The 13,292-nt window shown below is 63.4% G+C and carries 16 protein-coding genes; all 16 read left to right on the forward strand.

Annotated features, from left to right (window positions below):
* The 16 genes from prmC to VVR85_RS04135 all read left to right on the forward strand — a co-directional run bounded on the left by prmC (position 1) and on the right by VVR85_RS04135 (position 13,258).
* Positions 1 to 873, forward strand: a complete 873-nt coding sequence (prmC, locus tag VVR85_RS04060; RefSeq protein WP_368519673.1) for a peptide chain release factor N(5)-glutamine methyltransferase — start codon at positions 1 to 3, stop codon at positions 871 to 873.
* Positions 874 to 960: 87 nt separating this feature from the next.
* Entirely contained in the window at positions 961 to 1,629 is a 669-nt protein-coding gene (locus VVR85_RS04065; RefSeq protein ID WP_368519674.1) for an L-threonylcarbamoyladenylate synthase, read from the forward strand.
* Entirely contained in the window at positions 1,629 to 2,792 is a 1,164-nt protein-coding gene (locus VVR85_RS04070; protein ID WP_368519675.1) for a glycosyltransferase family 4 protein, read from the forward strand. Before VVR85_RS04065 ends, VVR85_RS04070 begins: the two co-directional genes overlap by 1 nt.
* A gap of 116 nt (positions 2,793 to 2,908) precedes the next feature.
* The gene (locus tag VVR85_RS04075; RefSeq protein ID WP_368519801.1) at positions 2,909 to 3,286 is read left to right on the forward strand and encodes a hypothetical protein; all 378 of its coding nucleotides are present in this window, start codon (positions 2,909 to 2,911) and stop codon (positions 3,284 to 3,286) included.
* A gap of 577 nt (positions 3,287 to 3,863) precedes the next feature.
* Complete coding sequence (atpB, locus tag VVR85_RS04080; RefSeq protein WP_290225883.1) at positions 3,864 to 4,652, forward strand: F0F1 ATP synthase subunit A; 789 nt, start codon at positions 3,864 to 3,866, stop codon at positions 4,650 to 4,652.
* 105 nt (positions 4,653 to 4,757) lie between these two features.
* Entirely contained in the window at positions 4,758 to 4,997 is a 240-nt protein-coding gene (locus VVR85_RS04085; protein ID WP_368519676.1) for an ATP synthase F0 subunit C, read from the forward strand.
* A 44-nt stretch (positions 4,998 to 5,041) separates the two neighbouring features.
* Positions 5,042 to 5,611 (forward strand): F0F1 ATP synthase subunit B, encoded by a 570-nt coding sequence (locus VVR85_RS04090; RefSeq protein WP_368519677.1) that lies wholly within the window; start codon positions 5,042 to 5,044, stop codon positions 5,609 to 5,611.
* Between the two features lie 6 nt (positions 5,612 to 5,617).
* Entirely contained in the window at positions 5,618 to 6,436 is an 819-nt protein-coding gene (locus VVR85_RS04095; protein WP_368519678.1) for a F0F1 ATP synthase subunit delta, read from the forward strand.
* A gap of 81 nt (positions 6,437 to 6,517) precedes the next feature.
* On the forward strand, positions 6,518 to 8,158 hold the full coding sequence (atpA, locus tag VVR85_RS04100; RefSeq protein ID WP_368519679.1) for a F0F1 ATP synthase subunit alpha: 1,641 nt from the start codon (positions 6,518 to 6,520) through the stop codon (positions 8,156 to 8,158).
* 55 nt (positions 8,159 to 8,213) lie between these two features.
* Positions 8,214 to 9,203, forward strand: a complete 990-nt coding sequence (locus VVR85_RS04105) for a F0F1 ATP synthase subunit gamma (RefSeq protein ID WP_368519680.1) — start codon at positions 8,214 to 8,216, stop codon at positions 9,201 to 9,203.
* A 3-nt stretch (positions 9,204 to 9,206) separates the two neighbouring features.
* Positions 9,207 to 10,652, forward strand: coding sequence for a F0F1 ATP synthase subunit beta (gene atpD, locus VVR85_RS04110; protein WP_290225895.1), 1,446 nt, complete (start codon positions 9,207 to 9,209; stop codon positions 10,650 to 10,652).
* A 10-nt stretch (positions 10,653 to 10,662) separates the two neighbouring features.
* Positions 10,663 to 11,034: a F0F1 ATP synthase subunit epsilon gene (locus tag VVR85_RS04115; protein ID WP_070769003.1), complete on the forward strand. Its 372-nt coding sequence runs from the start codon at positions 10,663 to 10,665 to the stop codon at positions 11,032 to 11,034.
* A 223-nt stretch (positions 11,035 to 11,257) separates the two neighbouring features.
* Positions 11,258 to 11,776 carry a DUF2550 domain-containing protein gene (locus tag VVR85_RS04120; RefSeq protein WP_368519681.1) on the forward strand — a complete coding sequence of 173 codons (519 nt, stop codon included), beginning with the start codon at positions 11,258 to 11,260 and terminating at the stop codon, positions 11,774 to 11,776.
* Between the two features lie 114 nt (positions 11,777 to 11,890).
* Entirely contained in the window at positions 11,891 to 12,583 is a 693-nt protein-coding gene (gene nucS, locus VVR85_RS04125; RefSeq protein ID WP_368519682.1) for an endonuclease NucS, read from the forward strand.
* Between the two features lie 45 nt (positions 12,584 to 12,628).
* Entirely contained in the window at positions 12,629 to 12,913 is a 285-nt protein-coding gene (locus tag VVR85_RS04130; protein ID WP_290225903.1) for a hypothetical protein, read from the forward strand.
* Between the two features lie 39 nt (positions 12,914 to 12,952).
* The gene (locus VVR85_RS04135) at positions 12,953 to 13,258 is read left to right on the forward strand and encodes a thiamine-binding protein (RefSeq protein WP_070768999.1); all 306 of its coding nucleotides are present in this window, start codon (positions 12,953 to 12,955) and stop codon (positions 13,256 to 13,258) included.
* Positions 13,259 to 13,292: the final 34 nt, after the last annotated feature.

Genomic DNA, 13,292 nt, shown 5'->3' on the forward strand with positions numbered 1-13,292 from the left:
GTGGCCCCCGGCACCTACGCGGGCCTGCTCCAGGAGACCACCCGGCGGCTGTCCGCGGCCGGGGTGGCCTCCCCGGAGTTCGACGCCCGCCTCTTGATGAGCCACCTCATCGGCTGCGGGCACTTGGATATCCCGCTGCATGAGCCGACGATGCCCGGCTTCGAGCTCGCCCTCGAGCCGCTCGTTCGGCGACGGGAGCAGCGCGAACCCCTGCAGCACATCGTGGGCACCGCGCCGTTTGGCCCGCTCGATCTCGCGGTGGGGCCCGGGGTTTTCATCCCACGCTCGGAGACCGAGGTCCTGGCCGACTGGGCTAAAGGCAAGGCTGAGGGCTTGATTAAGCGGGGGGATAGCTCCCGCTTGACGATCCTCGACCTCTGCACCGGCTCGGGTGCCCTGGCTGCCTATCTGGCCTATTACCTCGTGCCCGCCGCCCGCGTGGTGGCGGTCGAGAAGTCCCCCCAGGCCGCGGAGTATGCCGCGCGCAACTTCGCCGAACTGGGGCTGGAGGTGGAGCTCGTCGAAGGCGACGTGTGCGATCGGGCCCTGCTGCCGGAGCTAGACGGGCGCGTCGACGTGCTGGTGACCAACCCGCCCTACGTGCCGGAGTCGCCGGACCTGGCCCCGGAGGTCTACCACGACCCGGCCGAGGCGGTCTTCGCCGGATCGGATGGCATGGACGTCATCCGGGCCATGGCAGGCAACCTGACGCGCTGGCTGGCCCCGGGCGGGTGGCTTGGCGTCGAGCACGACGATGCCACCTCCGCGGCCGTGCAGAGCGTCCTTCGGGACACCGGTGCCTTTAGTACAGTAGAACCAATGCTCGATCTCACCGGCACCGCCCGCTTCGTGCGCGCGCAGTGCACAGAGTAGGGTTAAAGCTCCCGCAACCAGGGGAGCGGTGCCAAAAGACACCGAGATCAAAAACCAGAGAACTTAAGTTTTTCGTGGGAGAAGTTGATGCAAGGCAAAATCTATAGTTGCGCTGACGAGGCCGGGCGCGCGGAAGGAATCGCTGCGGCGACTCGGGCGGCGAAGTCTGGGCGCCTGGTGGTGCTGCCGACGGATACCCTCTACGGCATCGGCTGCGACGCCTTCGACAACGACGCGGTAGCCAACCTGCTGGCCGCCAAGCACCGCGGCCCGGACATGCCGGTGCCGGTGCTCATCGGCTCTTGGGACACCATCCAGGGCCTCGTTGCCACGTACTCCGACCAGGCCAAGCTCTTGGTCGAGGCCTTCTGGCCGGGCGGGCTTTCCATCGTCGTGCCGCAGGCGCCCAGCCTGCCGTGGAACCTGGGGGATACCCGGGGCACGGTCATGCTGCGCATGCCGCTGCACCCTATCGCCATCGAGCTGCTCCGGGAGGTCGGCCCGATGGCGGTGTCCAGCGCCAATATCTCCGGCCACCAGCCGCCGACCACGGCGATCGCCGCTAAGCAACAGCTGGGCAAGTCGGTGTCGGTCTACCTGGACGGTGGGGAAACCGCCATCGGCAAGCCGTCGACCATCATCGACCTGGCCGCGCCGCAGCCCTACCTGCTGCGGGAGGGCGCCATCTCGGCCGAACAGATCTCCGAAGTTATCGGGGTCTCCGCCGAGGCTCTGCGGACCCGCCCGGGAGCCTAATGCTAGGCGGAGCCGGGGTGCCGCTGCGCGAGATCGGACTCGTGATCCTCGTGGCGGCGATTATCACCTACCTGACCACGGGCATCGTGCGCTCGCTGCTGGTGCGCAGCGGCCAAGTCGCCGAGGTGCGCCAACGCGACAGCCACTCCCAGCCCACGCCCCAGCTGGGCGGGCTGGCCATGTACACCGGGTTTATCTCCGCGGTCTTTTTCGCGGCCCAGCTGCCGGCGCTGACCCGCGGTTTCATGCCGGTCACCCCGGAGATGACCGCGGTGATCTGGGCGGCGACGGCTATCGTGCTCGTCGGCATCGTCGACGACTTGGTCGAGCTCTCCGCCCTGGTGAAGCTGGCCGGGCAGCTGGTCGCCGCGACCCTGCTCTCGGCCCTGGGGTTGACCTGGTCGCTGTTGTTCGTGCCCTTTGGCGGCGGCACCACGCTGCTGCTGGATCAGTTCCAGTCCTCGCTGGTGACCATCTTCATCACCGTGCTGTTGGTCAACGCGATCAACTTCGTCGACGGGCTGGACGGCCTGGCCGCCGGCCTGGGACTCATCGCGGGCGGGGCCATCCTGATCTTCTCGCTGACGGTGCTGCACGACCAGGGCGGGGCGGTCTCGGCCTACCCGCCGGCGATCATCGCGGCCGGCCTCGTGGGCATGTGCGCGGGCTTTCTGCCGCACAATTTCGAGCCCTCCCGCATCTTCATGGGCGATAGCGGCTCGATGCTCATCGGCCTTTTGCTTGCGGCCGCCTCGACGTCGGTGTCCGGCAAGATCAACATGTCGCTCTATGGAGGTGCCGACATGGTGGCGGTGCTCTCGCCGCTCATCGTGGTCGTCGCCGCGGTCTTCATTCCCGTGCTCGACCTGGTCTGGGCGGTCATCCGCCGCCTGTCCCAGGGACGATCCCCGTTCTCGGCCGACAAGGCCCACATCCACCACCGCCTGCTGTCGCTGGGGCACACGCACCGCCGTACCGTACTGGTGCTCTACCTGTGGGTTTCGGCCGTCGCCTTCGGGGCGGTGAGCTTCTCGGTCGTGCCCGTGCCCGTCGCGGCCGGGGCCACGGCCGTTGCCATCGTGACCGCCGCCGTCGCCACGCTCATCCCGCTGCGCGCCGGCAAGATTGGCCGCGTGCCAGCCGCGGCGAATAAGCCGCGCTAGTAGGTCCACCCGTTAAACCTGTAGGATTCGTATTCGTGTCTGAAAGCTTTGATTCCACGCAAACTAACCCGAACGGCGGGGCCCTGCGCTCCGAGTTCGACGACCACCGCCGGCCGATGGTGCGCGCGGTGCGCTTCGGCTCCATGGCGCTGGCTGTCGTGACCGTGCTGTCGCTGGTCGGCTGGGGCTGGGCCAAAGACCTGCCCGGCATCTGGGGCGTGCTGCTCGGAGCGGCCATCGGCGGCGGCTTCGTCCTGCTGACCGCGCTGTCCGTGCTCGTGACCGCCAACTCCAGCCCGTCGACCACCATGGCGGTCGTCCTCGGAGGCTGGTTGGTCAAGGTTGTTTTCTTGATTATTGTCTTGCTGGCCATCCGCGGCATGGACTTCTACGACAACGTCGCCCTCTTCGTGACCGTCATCCTGGCGCTGATTATCGTGCTGGGGACCGAGGTGTGGGGGATTATCACCTCGCGGGTGACCTACGTGTCCTAAGCCAGGACCTTGTCACTCCCGCTCGCGTTGCGCCCAGGAACAAGCTGTCCTGGGCGCTTCGTCGTGTAGGGCCCGGGCGGGCCGGATCGCGTGGGGTATACGGGGGCTAAGTCGGTAGGGAAGAAGGCGCGGCAAAGGCCGACAAGGTCGGCTAATGGGGTGGTCGGGGGTGTATTTGGGCGGTGCTGGTCACCCCCGCGGGGGACTAAAGCATAAGGCTGTGATTAACCTTACCCGCCTGGGTTTTCGGTGGGAACGGGCAGTTTTGGGCCGAGAGTGGACCATTTGTTCGCGTTTCCGGCCGGCTACTTGCACAAACTGGGCCCCCGCGTGCGAAATTTCGATAACAAGCTGCTAGAATTTCCTGCGGGTTACCGCGGATCTAGGGTCCGCAGTCTGTAAGTGACGGACTGCAACGCCTTATAGTCCGTTGCGGTGAATCCCTGCTGCAGCATCGCTGATGTGCGACGGAGTCCGTTGTTGCGGCAGAGAGTTTGAGACGTCCATCGCACCGTATGAATTCGACACTCATACGGCCCGAACACGGGAGAGAACGCTGAGCGTTACGACATTGGCCATGAAGGGAAGCTTTCACGCACCCGAACTGGATCCAGAATTTTTCCCGGGGCAATATTACGGCCATATCCTTTTTGCGGATACACCGTTCGCGCTGGATCGCTTGATGCTGGTCCGCCTGCTCATGGCGGCCATCTTGGTGATCCTGTTTGTAGTCGCCTTCCGGAACCCGAAGCTGGTTCCGAAGGGTTTGCAGAACGTTGCGGAATACGGGCTGGATTTCGTCCGCGTTCACATCGCAGAAGACATCTTGGGGAAGAAGGAAGGCCGTCGGTTCCTGCCGATCTTGGCGTCCATCTTCTTCGGCATTCTGTTTTGGAACGTCTCGACAATCATCCCAGGCCTGAATATTTCGGCGAATGCCCGTATCGGCATGCCCATCGTGCTGGCCATCGTGGCGTATATCGCGATGATTTACGCCGGTGCAAAGCGCTATGGCTTCGGCAAGTTCCTGAAGTCGTCGGTGGTTATTCCTAACCTGCCGCCGGCTCTGCACTTGCTGGTTGTGCCGATCGAGTTCTTCTCGACGTTCATCTTGCGTCCTGTCACGCTGGCCTTGCGTCTTATGGCGAACTTCCTGGCCGGCCACATCATCTTGGTCCTGCTGTACTCGGCTACCAACTTCTTCTTCTGGCAGCTGAATGGCTGGACCGCGATGTCTGGTGTGACTCTGATCGCAGCGGTTTTGTTCACCGTATACGAGATCATCATCATCTTCCTGCAGGCGTACATCTTCGCCCTGCTGACCGCCGTATACATCGAACTATCACTGCACGCAGATTCGCATTAAACACGCGCGAACGACGCGGCCAACTGAATAACCCCACATCAAACCACCACCGCCTTCGCCGGCAAAGCGCTGGCGGGGAAACATTCGAAAGGGAACGACTTTCACATGAACGACATCATCTTGGCTCAGGCAGCAGAGTCCTCGATCACCGGTCTTGGCGCCATCGGCTACGGCATCGCCACCATCGGCCCGGGCCTGGGCATCGGCATCCTCGTCGGCAAGACCGTCGAGGGCATGGCACGTCAGCCGGAGATGGCTGGCCAGCTGCGTACCACCATGTTCCTGGGTATCGCCTTCGTTGAGGCCCTGGCCCTGATCGGCCTCGTCGCTGGCTTCCTGTTCTAAAAGCGCGCGTTTCACACACAAACCCCTTTTAAGACTGGAGACTTATGAACAACGTCTTTTACTACCTTGCGGCGGAGGGCGAGGAGCTGCCTATGGAGGGCGGCAACTCCATCCTCCTGCCCAAGCTCTATGACATCGTCTGGTCTCTGATCCCGTTCATCATCATCCTCTTGGTCTTCTGGAAGTTCGTGCTTCCGAAGTTCCAGGAGCTGTTGCAAGAGCGTGAGGACCGGATTGAGGGTGGCCTGAAGCGCGCCGAGGCCCAGCAGGCCGAGGCCAAGGCAGCCCTCGAGAAGTACAACGCGCAGTTGGCAGATGCCCGTGCAGAGGCAGCTGAGATCCGTGAGCAGGCGCGCGAGCGCGGCAAGCAGATCGAGGCCGAAGCCAAGGAGAAGGCCGAGGAGGAGTCCCGCCGCATTATCGCCAATGGCGAAAAGCAGCTGCAGGCTTCCCGCACCCAGGTCATCTCCGATCTGCGTTCCGACATCGGACAAAACTCCATCAACCTGGCTGAGAAGCTGTTGGGCGGCGAGCTTTCTGACTCCGCCAAGCAGTCTTCCACCATTGATAACTTCTTGTCCGAGCTCGACACTGTGGCACCGGCCGGAAAGTAGGAGGCTATGAAGGCAGCTAGCCGCGAAGCACTCGCCGGCGTGGAGTCGACCCTGGATAACATCCTGGGCGAGTCCACCGCCGTAGCGGTTGCCGCTCAAACCGGCCTCGAACTCTTCGAAGTTGTCGACGTCCTGGATGGTGAGCGCAAACTGCGCGCCGACCTGTCCGACGCCGCGGCTTCGGAAGAGACCCGCAAGAAGCTGGTCGCTGACCTCTTCGGCGGCAAGGTTGCCCCCAGCACCCAGCAGGTGCTGGAGGCGGCTGCCTCCGCCAAGTGGTCTTCCGGCCGGGACCTGGTTCGGGGCCTGGTGGCCCTGGGCCGCCGTTCCCTTCTGCGGGGCGCAGAGTCCGAGGGGAAGCTCGGCCAGGTGGAAGACGAGCTCTTCCGCCTGTCGCGCATCCTGGACCGCGAGGGCGAACTGACCCAGCTGCTTTCCGACCGCACTGCCAAGTCCGCCAAGAAGCGCGGGCTGTTGGCTAACGTGCTCTACGGCAAGGTCACGATGTTCACTGAGGCGCTCGCGCTGCAGGCCATCGGACGCCCGGAGCAGAATCCGATCGACGACGTTGCCAATCTGGCGTCGCTGGCAGCCAAGCTGCAGGGGCGCGAGGTCGCACACGTGGTCAGCGCGGGTGAGTTGAACGAAGGCCAGCAGGCAGTACTCGCTGAGAAGCTGGGCAAGATTTATGGTCGTGCGATGTCCATTCACTCTGAGGTTGACACCAGCCTCCTCGGTGGCATGACTATTCGCGTCGGCGACGAGGTTATCGACGGTTCCACGGCGGGCAAGATTTCCCGCCTGCGGGCCTCGATGGCCAAGTAGAGTCGTTGACGGTCTCTACGTGAAGACTACGACACAAACTTTAAGTAATTGCTGGACGATACTACCGAGAGTAGGAAGAACATGGCGGAGCTGACGATCTCCTCCGATGAGATCCGTAGCGCGATTGCGAACTACACCTCGAGCTACTCCGCGGAGGCCTCCCGTGAGGAGGTCGGCGTGGTCATTTCGGCAGCTGACGGTATTGCACAGGTTTCTGGCCTGCCGTCTGTTATGGCGAATGAGCTGCTCGAGTTCCCTGGCGGCGTAATCGGCGTTGCACAGAACCTGGACACCAATTCCATCGGTGTTGTGGTGCTGGGTAATTTTGAGTCCCTCAAGGAGGGCGACGAGGTTAAGCGAACTGGAGAGGTCCTCTCCATTCCCGTGGGCGAGGAATTCCTCGGCCGCGTTATCAACCCGCTGGGCCAGCCGATTGACGGCATGGGCCCGATCGAGAGCGAAGAAGACCGCGCCCTCGAGCTGCAGGCACCGTCCGTGCTGCAGCGCCAGCCGGTCGAAGAGCCGATGCAGACGGGTATCAAGGCTATCGACGCCATGACCCCGATCGGTCGCGGTCAGCGTCAGCTGATCATTGGTGACCGTAAGACCGGTAAGACCGCGGTCTGCATCGACACCATCCTGAACCAGAAGGCCAACTGGGAATCTGGCGACAAGAACAAGCAGGTCCGTTGTATCTACGTGGCCATCGGTCAGAAGGGCTCCACCATCGCTGGTGTGCGCCAGACCCTGGCCGATCACGGTGCGCTGGACTACACCACCATCGTGGCCGCCCCTGCTTCGGATTCCGCCGGCTTCAAGTGGCTGGCACCGTTCTCCGGTGCCGCTCTGGGCCAGCACTGGATGTACCAGGGCAACCACGTCCTGGTTATCTACGATGACCTGACCAAGCAGGCCGAGGCCTACCGTGCCATCTCCCTGCTGCTGCGCCGTCCGCCGGGACGCGAGGCATACCCGGGCGATGTGTTCTACCTGCACTCCCGCCTGCTGGAGCGTGCCGCCAAGCTGTCCGACGACATGGGCGCAGGCTCGATGACCGCACTGCCGATCATCGAGACCAAGGCAAACGACGTGGGCGCGTTCATTCCGACCAACGTCATCTCCATTACCGACGGCCAGGTCTTCCTGGAGTCTGACCTGTTCAACCAAGGTGTGCGCCCGGCTATTAACGTCGGTGTCTCCGTCTCCCGTGTCGGTGGCGCTGCGCAGACCAAGGGTATGAAGAAGGTTGCCGGTAACCTCCGTCTGGACCTGGCTGCGTACCGTGACCTGGAGGCGTTCGCTGCGTTCGCTTCCGATCTGGACTCCGCCTCCAAGGCCCAGCTGGAGCGCGGCCAGCGCCTGGTTGAGCTGCTCAAGCAGAGCGAGTCCTCTCCGCAGCCGGTGGAATACCAGATGGTGTCCATCTTCCTGGCGGACCAGGGCATCTTCGACGTCGTTCCCGTCGAAGATGTGCGTCGCTTCGAGACCGAGGTCCACGAGTACCTGCAGGCCAACACCCCGCAGGTCTACGAGCAGATCGCCGGCGGCGTTCCGTTCACCGACGAGTCCAAGGACGCCTTGGTCTCCGCGGCTAAGGACTTCACCCCGACCTTCCGCACCACCGAGGGCCACAACCTGGGCTCCGAGGCTCCGGTTGAGCCGCTCGATGCCGACGAGGTTAAGAAGACCGAGCTCAACGTCTCCCGAAAGGCTTCCAAGTAGGCTCGCGCTTACGAGGACACAAAGTCGATTGATTAAGAAGGGAGGAAAGTAAACCATGGCAACTCTTCGTGAATTGCGCGACCGTATCCGGTCCGTCAACTCCACTAAGAAGATCACCAAGGCTCAGGAGCTCATCGCTACCTCGCGCATTACCAAGGCGCAGGCCCGAGTGGAGGCATCCGTGCCCTACGCTCAGGAGCTCAACGCAGTGATGAACCGCCTGGCGGCCGCCAGCTCGCTGGATCACCCGATGCTGCGACAGCGCGACAACGCCAAGGTCGCGGCCGTGCTGGTTGTTTCTTCCGACCGCGGTATGTGCGGTGGCTACAACAACAACGTGTTTAAGAAGGCCGCCGAACTGGAAGCTCTCCTCAAGCAGGAGGGCTACGAGGTAGCTCGCTACGTCACTGGTAACAAGGGCGTGGGCTACTACCAGTTCCGTGAGGAAGAAGTGGCCGGCAGCTGGTCCGGCTTTTCCCAGGACCCGACGTGGAACGAGACGCACGACGTCCGCCACCACATCGTGGAAGGGTTCATCGCTGGTTCCGAAGGCACCACCAAGGCTCGCGAGGGCCTGCACGCCGAGGGCGAGGGCCAGCCGGTCCGCGGCTTCGACCAGGTGCACGTCGTCTACACCGAGTTCGAGTCCATGCTGACTCAGACCGCTCGCGCGCAGCAGCTGCTGCCCATCGAGCCGGTCATTGATACGGTGGAACTGAACCAGGGTGAGTCGGCGCTCTCCGATAGCGGGAACACTGAGGAACTGAGCTCGGACTTTGATTTCGAACCGGACGCGGACAGCCTGCTGGAAGCCCTGCTTCCGCAGTACGTCTCACGCACCCTGTTCGCGATGTTCTTGGAGGCTTCCGCTTCCGAGTCCGCGGCTCGTCGTACCGCCATGAAGTCTGCAACTGACAACGCGACGGACCTGGTCAAGGACCTGTCCCGCGTGGCCAACCAGGCCCGTCAGGCGCAGATTACCCAGGAAATTACAGAGATCGTCGGTGGCGCTGGCGCGCTCGCCGAAAGCGCAGAAAGTGACTAGATTATGACTACAGCTCTGCAAGAGCAGAACACACAGTCGTCGGCTTCCGCCGGCCGTGTGGTGCGTGTCATCGGTCCGGTCGTCGACGTGGAATTCCCGCGCGGCGCAATGCCGGCACTGTATAACGCACTGACCGTCGAGATTGAGCTCGAGGCTGTTGCTAAGACCGTCACCCTGGAGGTCGCTCAGCACCTCGGTGACAACCTTGTCCGTACCGTGTCCATGGCTCCGACGGACGGCCTCGTCCGCGGCGCGACCGTGACCGACTCCGGCAACCCGATTTCGGTGCCGGTTGGTGACGTCGTCAAGGGCCACGTCTTCAACGCTCTGGGCGACTGCCTGGACGAGCCGGGCCTGGGCCGCGACGGTGAGCAGTGGGGCATCCACCGCGAGCCGCCGGCATTCGACCAGCTCGAGGGCAAGACTGAGATCCTCGAGACCGGCATTAAGGTCATCGACCTGCTGACCCCGTACGTTAAGGGCGGCAAGATCGGCCTGTTCGGCGGCGCCGGCGTGGGCAAGACCGTTCTGATCCAGGAAATGATTACTCGTATTGCTCGCGAGTTCTCCGGTACCTCCGTGTTCGCCGGCGTCGGCGAGCGTACCCGTGAGGGCACCGACCTGTTCCTGGAAATGGAAGAGATGGGCGTGCTGCAAGACACCGCCCTGGTCTTCGGCCAGATGGATGAGCCGCCGGGAGTCCGTATGCGCGTGGCTCTGTCCGGCCTGACCATGGCGGAGTACTTCCGCGATGTGCAGAACCAGGACGTGCTGCTGTTCATCGACAACATCTTCCGTTTCACCCAGGCTGGTTCCGAGGTTTCGACCCTGCTGGGTCGTATGCCTTCGGCCGTGGGCTACCAGCCCACCCTGGCGGACGAGATGGGCGTGCTGCAGGAGCGCATTACCTCCACCAAGGGTAAGTCGATTACCTCGCTGCAGGCCGTCTACGTGCCGGCGGATGACTACACCGACCCGGCACCGGCGACCACCTTCGCCCACCTGGATGCGACCACCGAGCTGGACCGCTCCATCGCCTCGAAGGGTATCTACCCGGCAGTGAACCCGCTGACCTCTACCTCTCGTATCCTTGAGCCGGGTATCGTCGGCGAGCGCCACTACGCCATCGCCCAGCGCGTTATCGGTATTCTGCAGAAGAACAAGGAGCTGCAGGACATCATCGCCATCCTGGGTATGGACGAGCTGTCCGAGGAGGACAAGCTGACGGTGCAGCGTGCCCGTCGTCTGGAGCGCTTCCTGGGCCAGAACTTCTTCGTCGCAGAGAAGTTCACCGGCCTGCCGGGCTCCTACGTCCCGCTGTCGGAGACCATCGACGCCTTCGAGCGCATCTGCAACGGCGAATTCGACCACTACCCGGAGCAGGCCTTCAACGGCCTGGGTGGCTTGGACGACGTCGAGGCTGCGTACAAGAAGATGACCGAGAAGTAGGGAGAGGCACATGGCTGACATCACCGTAGAACTCGTTTCCCCGGAGCGGTTGCTGTGGACCGGTAAGGCAAGCATCCTGACCGCGGAAACGACCGAGGGTGAGATCGGCGTGCTTCCGGGCCACGAGGCTATGATCGGCCAGCTGGTCGAGAACGGCGTCGTGACCTTCCGCCCGGTGGACGGCGAGCGTCGCTTCGCCGCCGTCCAGGGTGGCTTCCTGTCGGTGACTGATGAAAAGGTGACCGTCTTGGCCGACTGGGCCGTCTGGGCTGACGAGGTCGATAGCTCGCAGGCTCAGGAAGATGCCAAGTCCGACGACCAGATCGTACAGTCCCGCGGCGAGGCCGGGCTTCGCGCCCTGCGCCGCTCGCAGGAAAAGTAGCGTGCGCAAACGCACGTAAAGGGGCAGCAACTGCCGCCTTTCTACTCTCGTCATTTAAGGCTAAGCGCCTGTAAGTGTTCCTCTACAAAAGGAACTGCTTACAGGCGCTTTGTCGTTTTTATGCGGCCTTTTGTATTAGCACTTTCTGCGGGATACCGACTAGACTCGGATCATCACTTGTGGCACCCACGCCAAACACGTTTTGCAGGGAAGGTGAGAGGTTATGAGCTCGACCGTGGTTACTGTTGTCCTCTGGGTCGTGGTCGCCCTCGTGGTCTGCGTCGTTCTCCTGGCCGCGGTCCGCTTTTTCACGTTGCGCTCCAAGGGAACGCCGATGTTGATGCGTTCTGTCCCTGCTAAAGACACCCGAGGTTGGCGCCATGGTGTCATTTCCTACGCCGGGGAGTTTGTGGAGTACTACGAGCTGCGCTCTGTCTCTCCCAGCTGTGACCGCCGTTTTAACCGCCGCGACATCGAAATCTTGGGCACCCGCGCCTTGGACGATGAAGAGGCGGTTTTTATTTCTTCCGGCATGAAGGCCGTCCACATCATCGTGCGCAACCAGCAGTACGAATTGGCTCTTGCCCCGCACGCGCACATGGCGTTTTCCGCCTGGGTCGAGGCCGCGCCCTCCCAGCGGCAGGAAAGCCGCGATTTCCACCAGATGCGCAAGAAGATGGAACGCCCGCTGCGCACGAACCTGCCGCACGACATCGCTAGCTGGCAGTCCTACTACGAATAGGCGCCGGGATTTTCTCGGCCCCGCCCGCTGTTCCGGGCGGTTTTTGCGTATCTCGGCGGCTTCCGCCCTGCCTGGTGTGGGGTGGTGCGGCGCCGAGGCGATAGGGTGGTAGCCATGCGTTTAGTAATCGCCTCCTGCAGCGTCGACTACGTCGGCCGCGTTGATGCCCACCTCCCGCTGGCAGACCGCCTGTTGTTGCTCAAGGCGGACGGCTCGGTCTCAATCCACGCCGACGACCGCGCCTACAAGCCCCTGAACTGGATGACCCCGCCGTGCACGGTGACGGAATCGGCCATCGAGGACATCGACGGCGAGCCGACCGGCGACACCCTCTGGCTGGTGGAAAACCCGAAGGGAGAGCAGCTGCGCATCACCATCGCGAAGGTGCACCAGGACATCGAGGTCGAGCTGGGCGAGGATCCGGGCCTGGTCAAAGACGGCGTGGAGGCCCACCTGCAGGAGCTGCTCGCCGAGCACATCACGACGTTGGGGGAGGGCTACAGCCTCATCCGCCGCGAGTATCCGACCGCCATCGGACCGGTCGACATCATGGCGCTCGATAACAACCGGGAGCACGTGGCAGTCGAGGTCAAGCGCCGCGGCGGCATCGATGGCGTGGAGCAGCTGACCCGCTACCTGGACCTGCTCAACCGCGACGACCTGCTGGCCCCGGTCCACGGCGTTTTCGCGGCCCAGGAGATCAAGCCCCAGGCCCGCACCCTGGCCGAGGACCGCGGCATCCGCTGCGTCATCCTGGACTACCAGGACCTACGTGGCATCGAGTCGAACGAGCTGCGGCTGTTTTAACGCGCGTTAACCAGGCGAAGCGATAAGTCTCGAAGGAGGTAAGACGTGCCGCGACGCAACCGCCGCCAGCGCTCGGCCCCGCGCAAGCTGCCCGCCGACGGCGCTGGCTTCTACGGCGCCCAGGTCCAGGAGGGCCCGCGCTGGAGCTTCGGCCAGCCCTACGTCGTGCGCCAGATTGGCGCGGCGCGGGCGGTCAAGACCTACGTGTGCCCGGGCTGCAACCAGAGCATCTTCCCCGGGGTCGCCCACGTGGTGGCGTGGCCGAAGGACGCCGGCGGCCAGGCCGATGACAGACGGCACTGGCACCGCGGGTGCTGGGACCGCCGTTAACGGCCCACTGCCCAGCTCGCGACGAGTAGGATGGCGGGCATGATTGTTGCCTTTTCCGTAGCCCCCGCAGTTGTTGATACCCCGGACGCCGAGATGGCCGACGCCGTCACGGAGGCGGTCCGCGTGGTCCGCGAATCCGGCCTGCCGAACGAGACCAACGCGATGTTCACACTCATCGAGGGCGAGTGGGACGAGGTCTTCGACGTCATCAAGCGCGCTACCGATGCCGTTCGCGCCGTCTCCCCGCGCACTTCGCTGGTTATTAAGGCGGATATCCGCGAAGGGCACACCGGGCAGCTGACCCAGAAGGTCGAGTCCGTCAACCGCCGCCTGAACCAGAACTAGTAGCCGGTTGCGAAGCAGCCGAAAACAGCCAAGA

The organism is Corynebacterium sp. LK2590, assembly GCF_040946105.1.
GTDB lineage: Bacteria > Actinomycetota > Actinomycetes > Mycobacteriales > Mycobacteriaceae > Corynebacterium.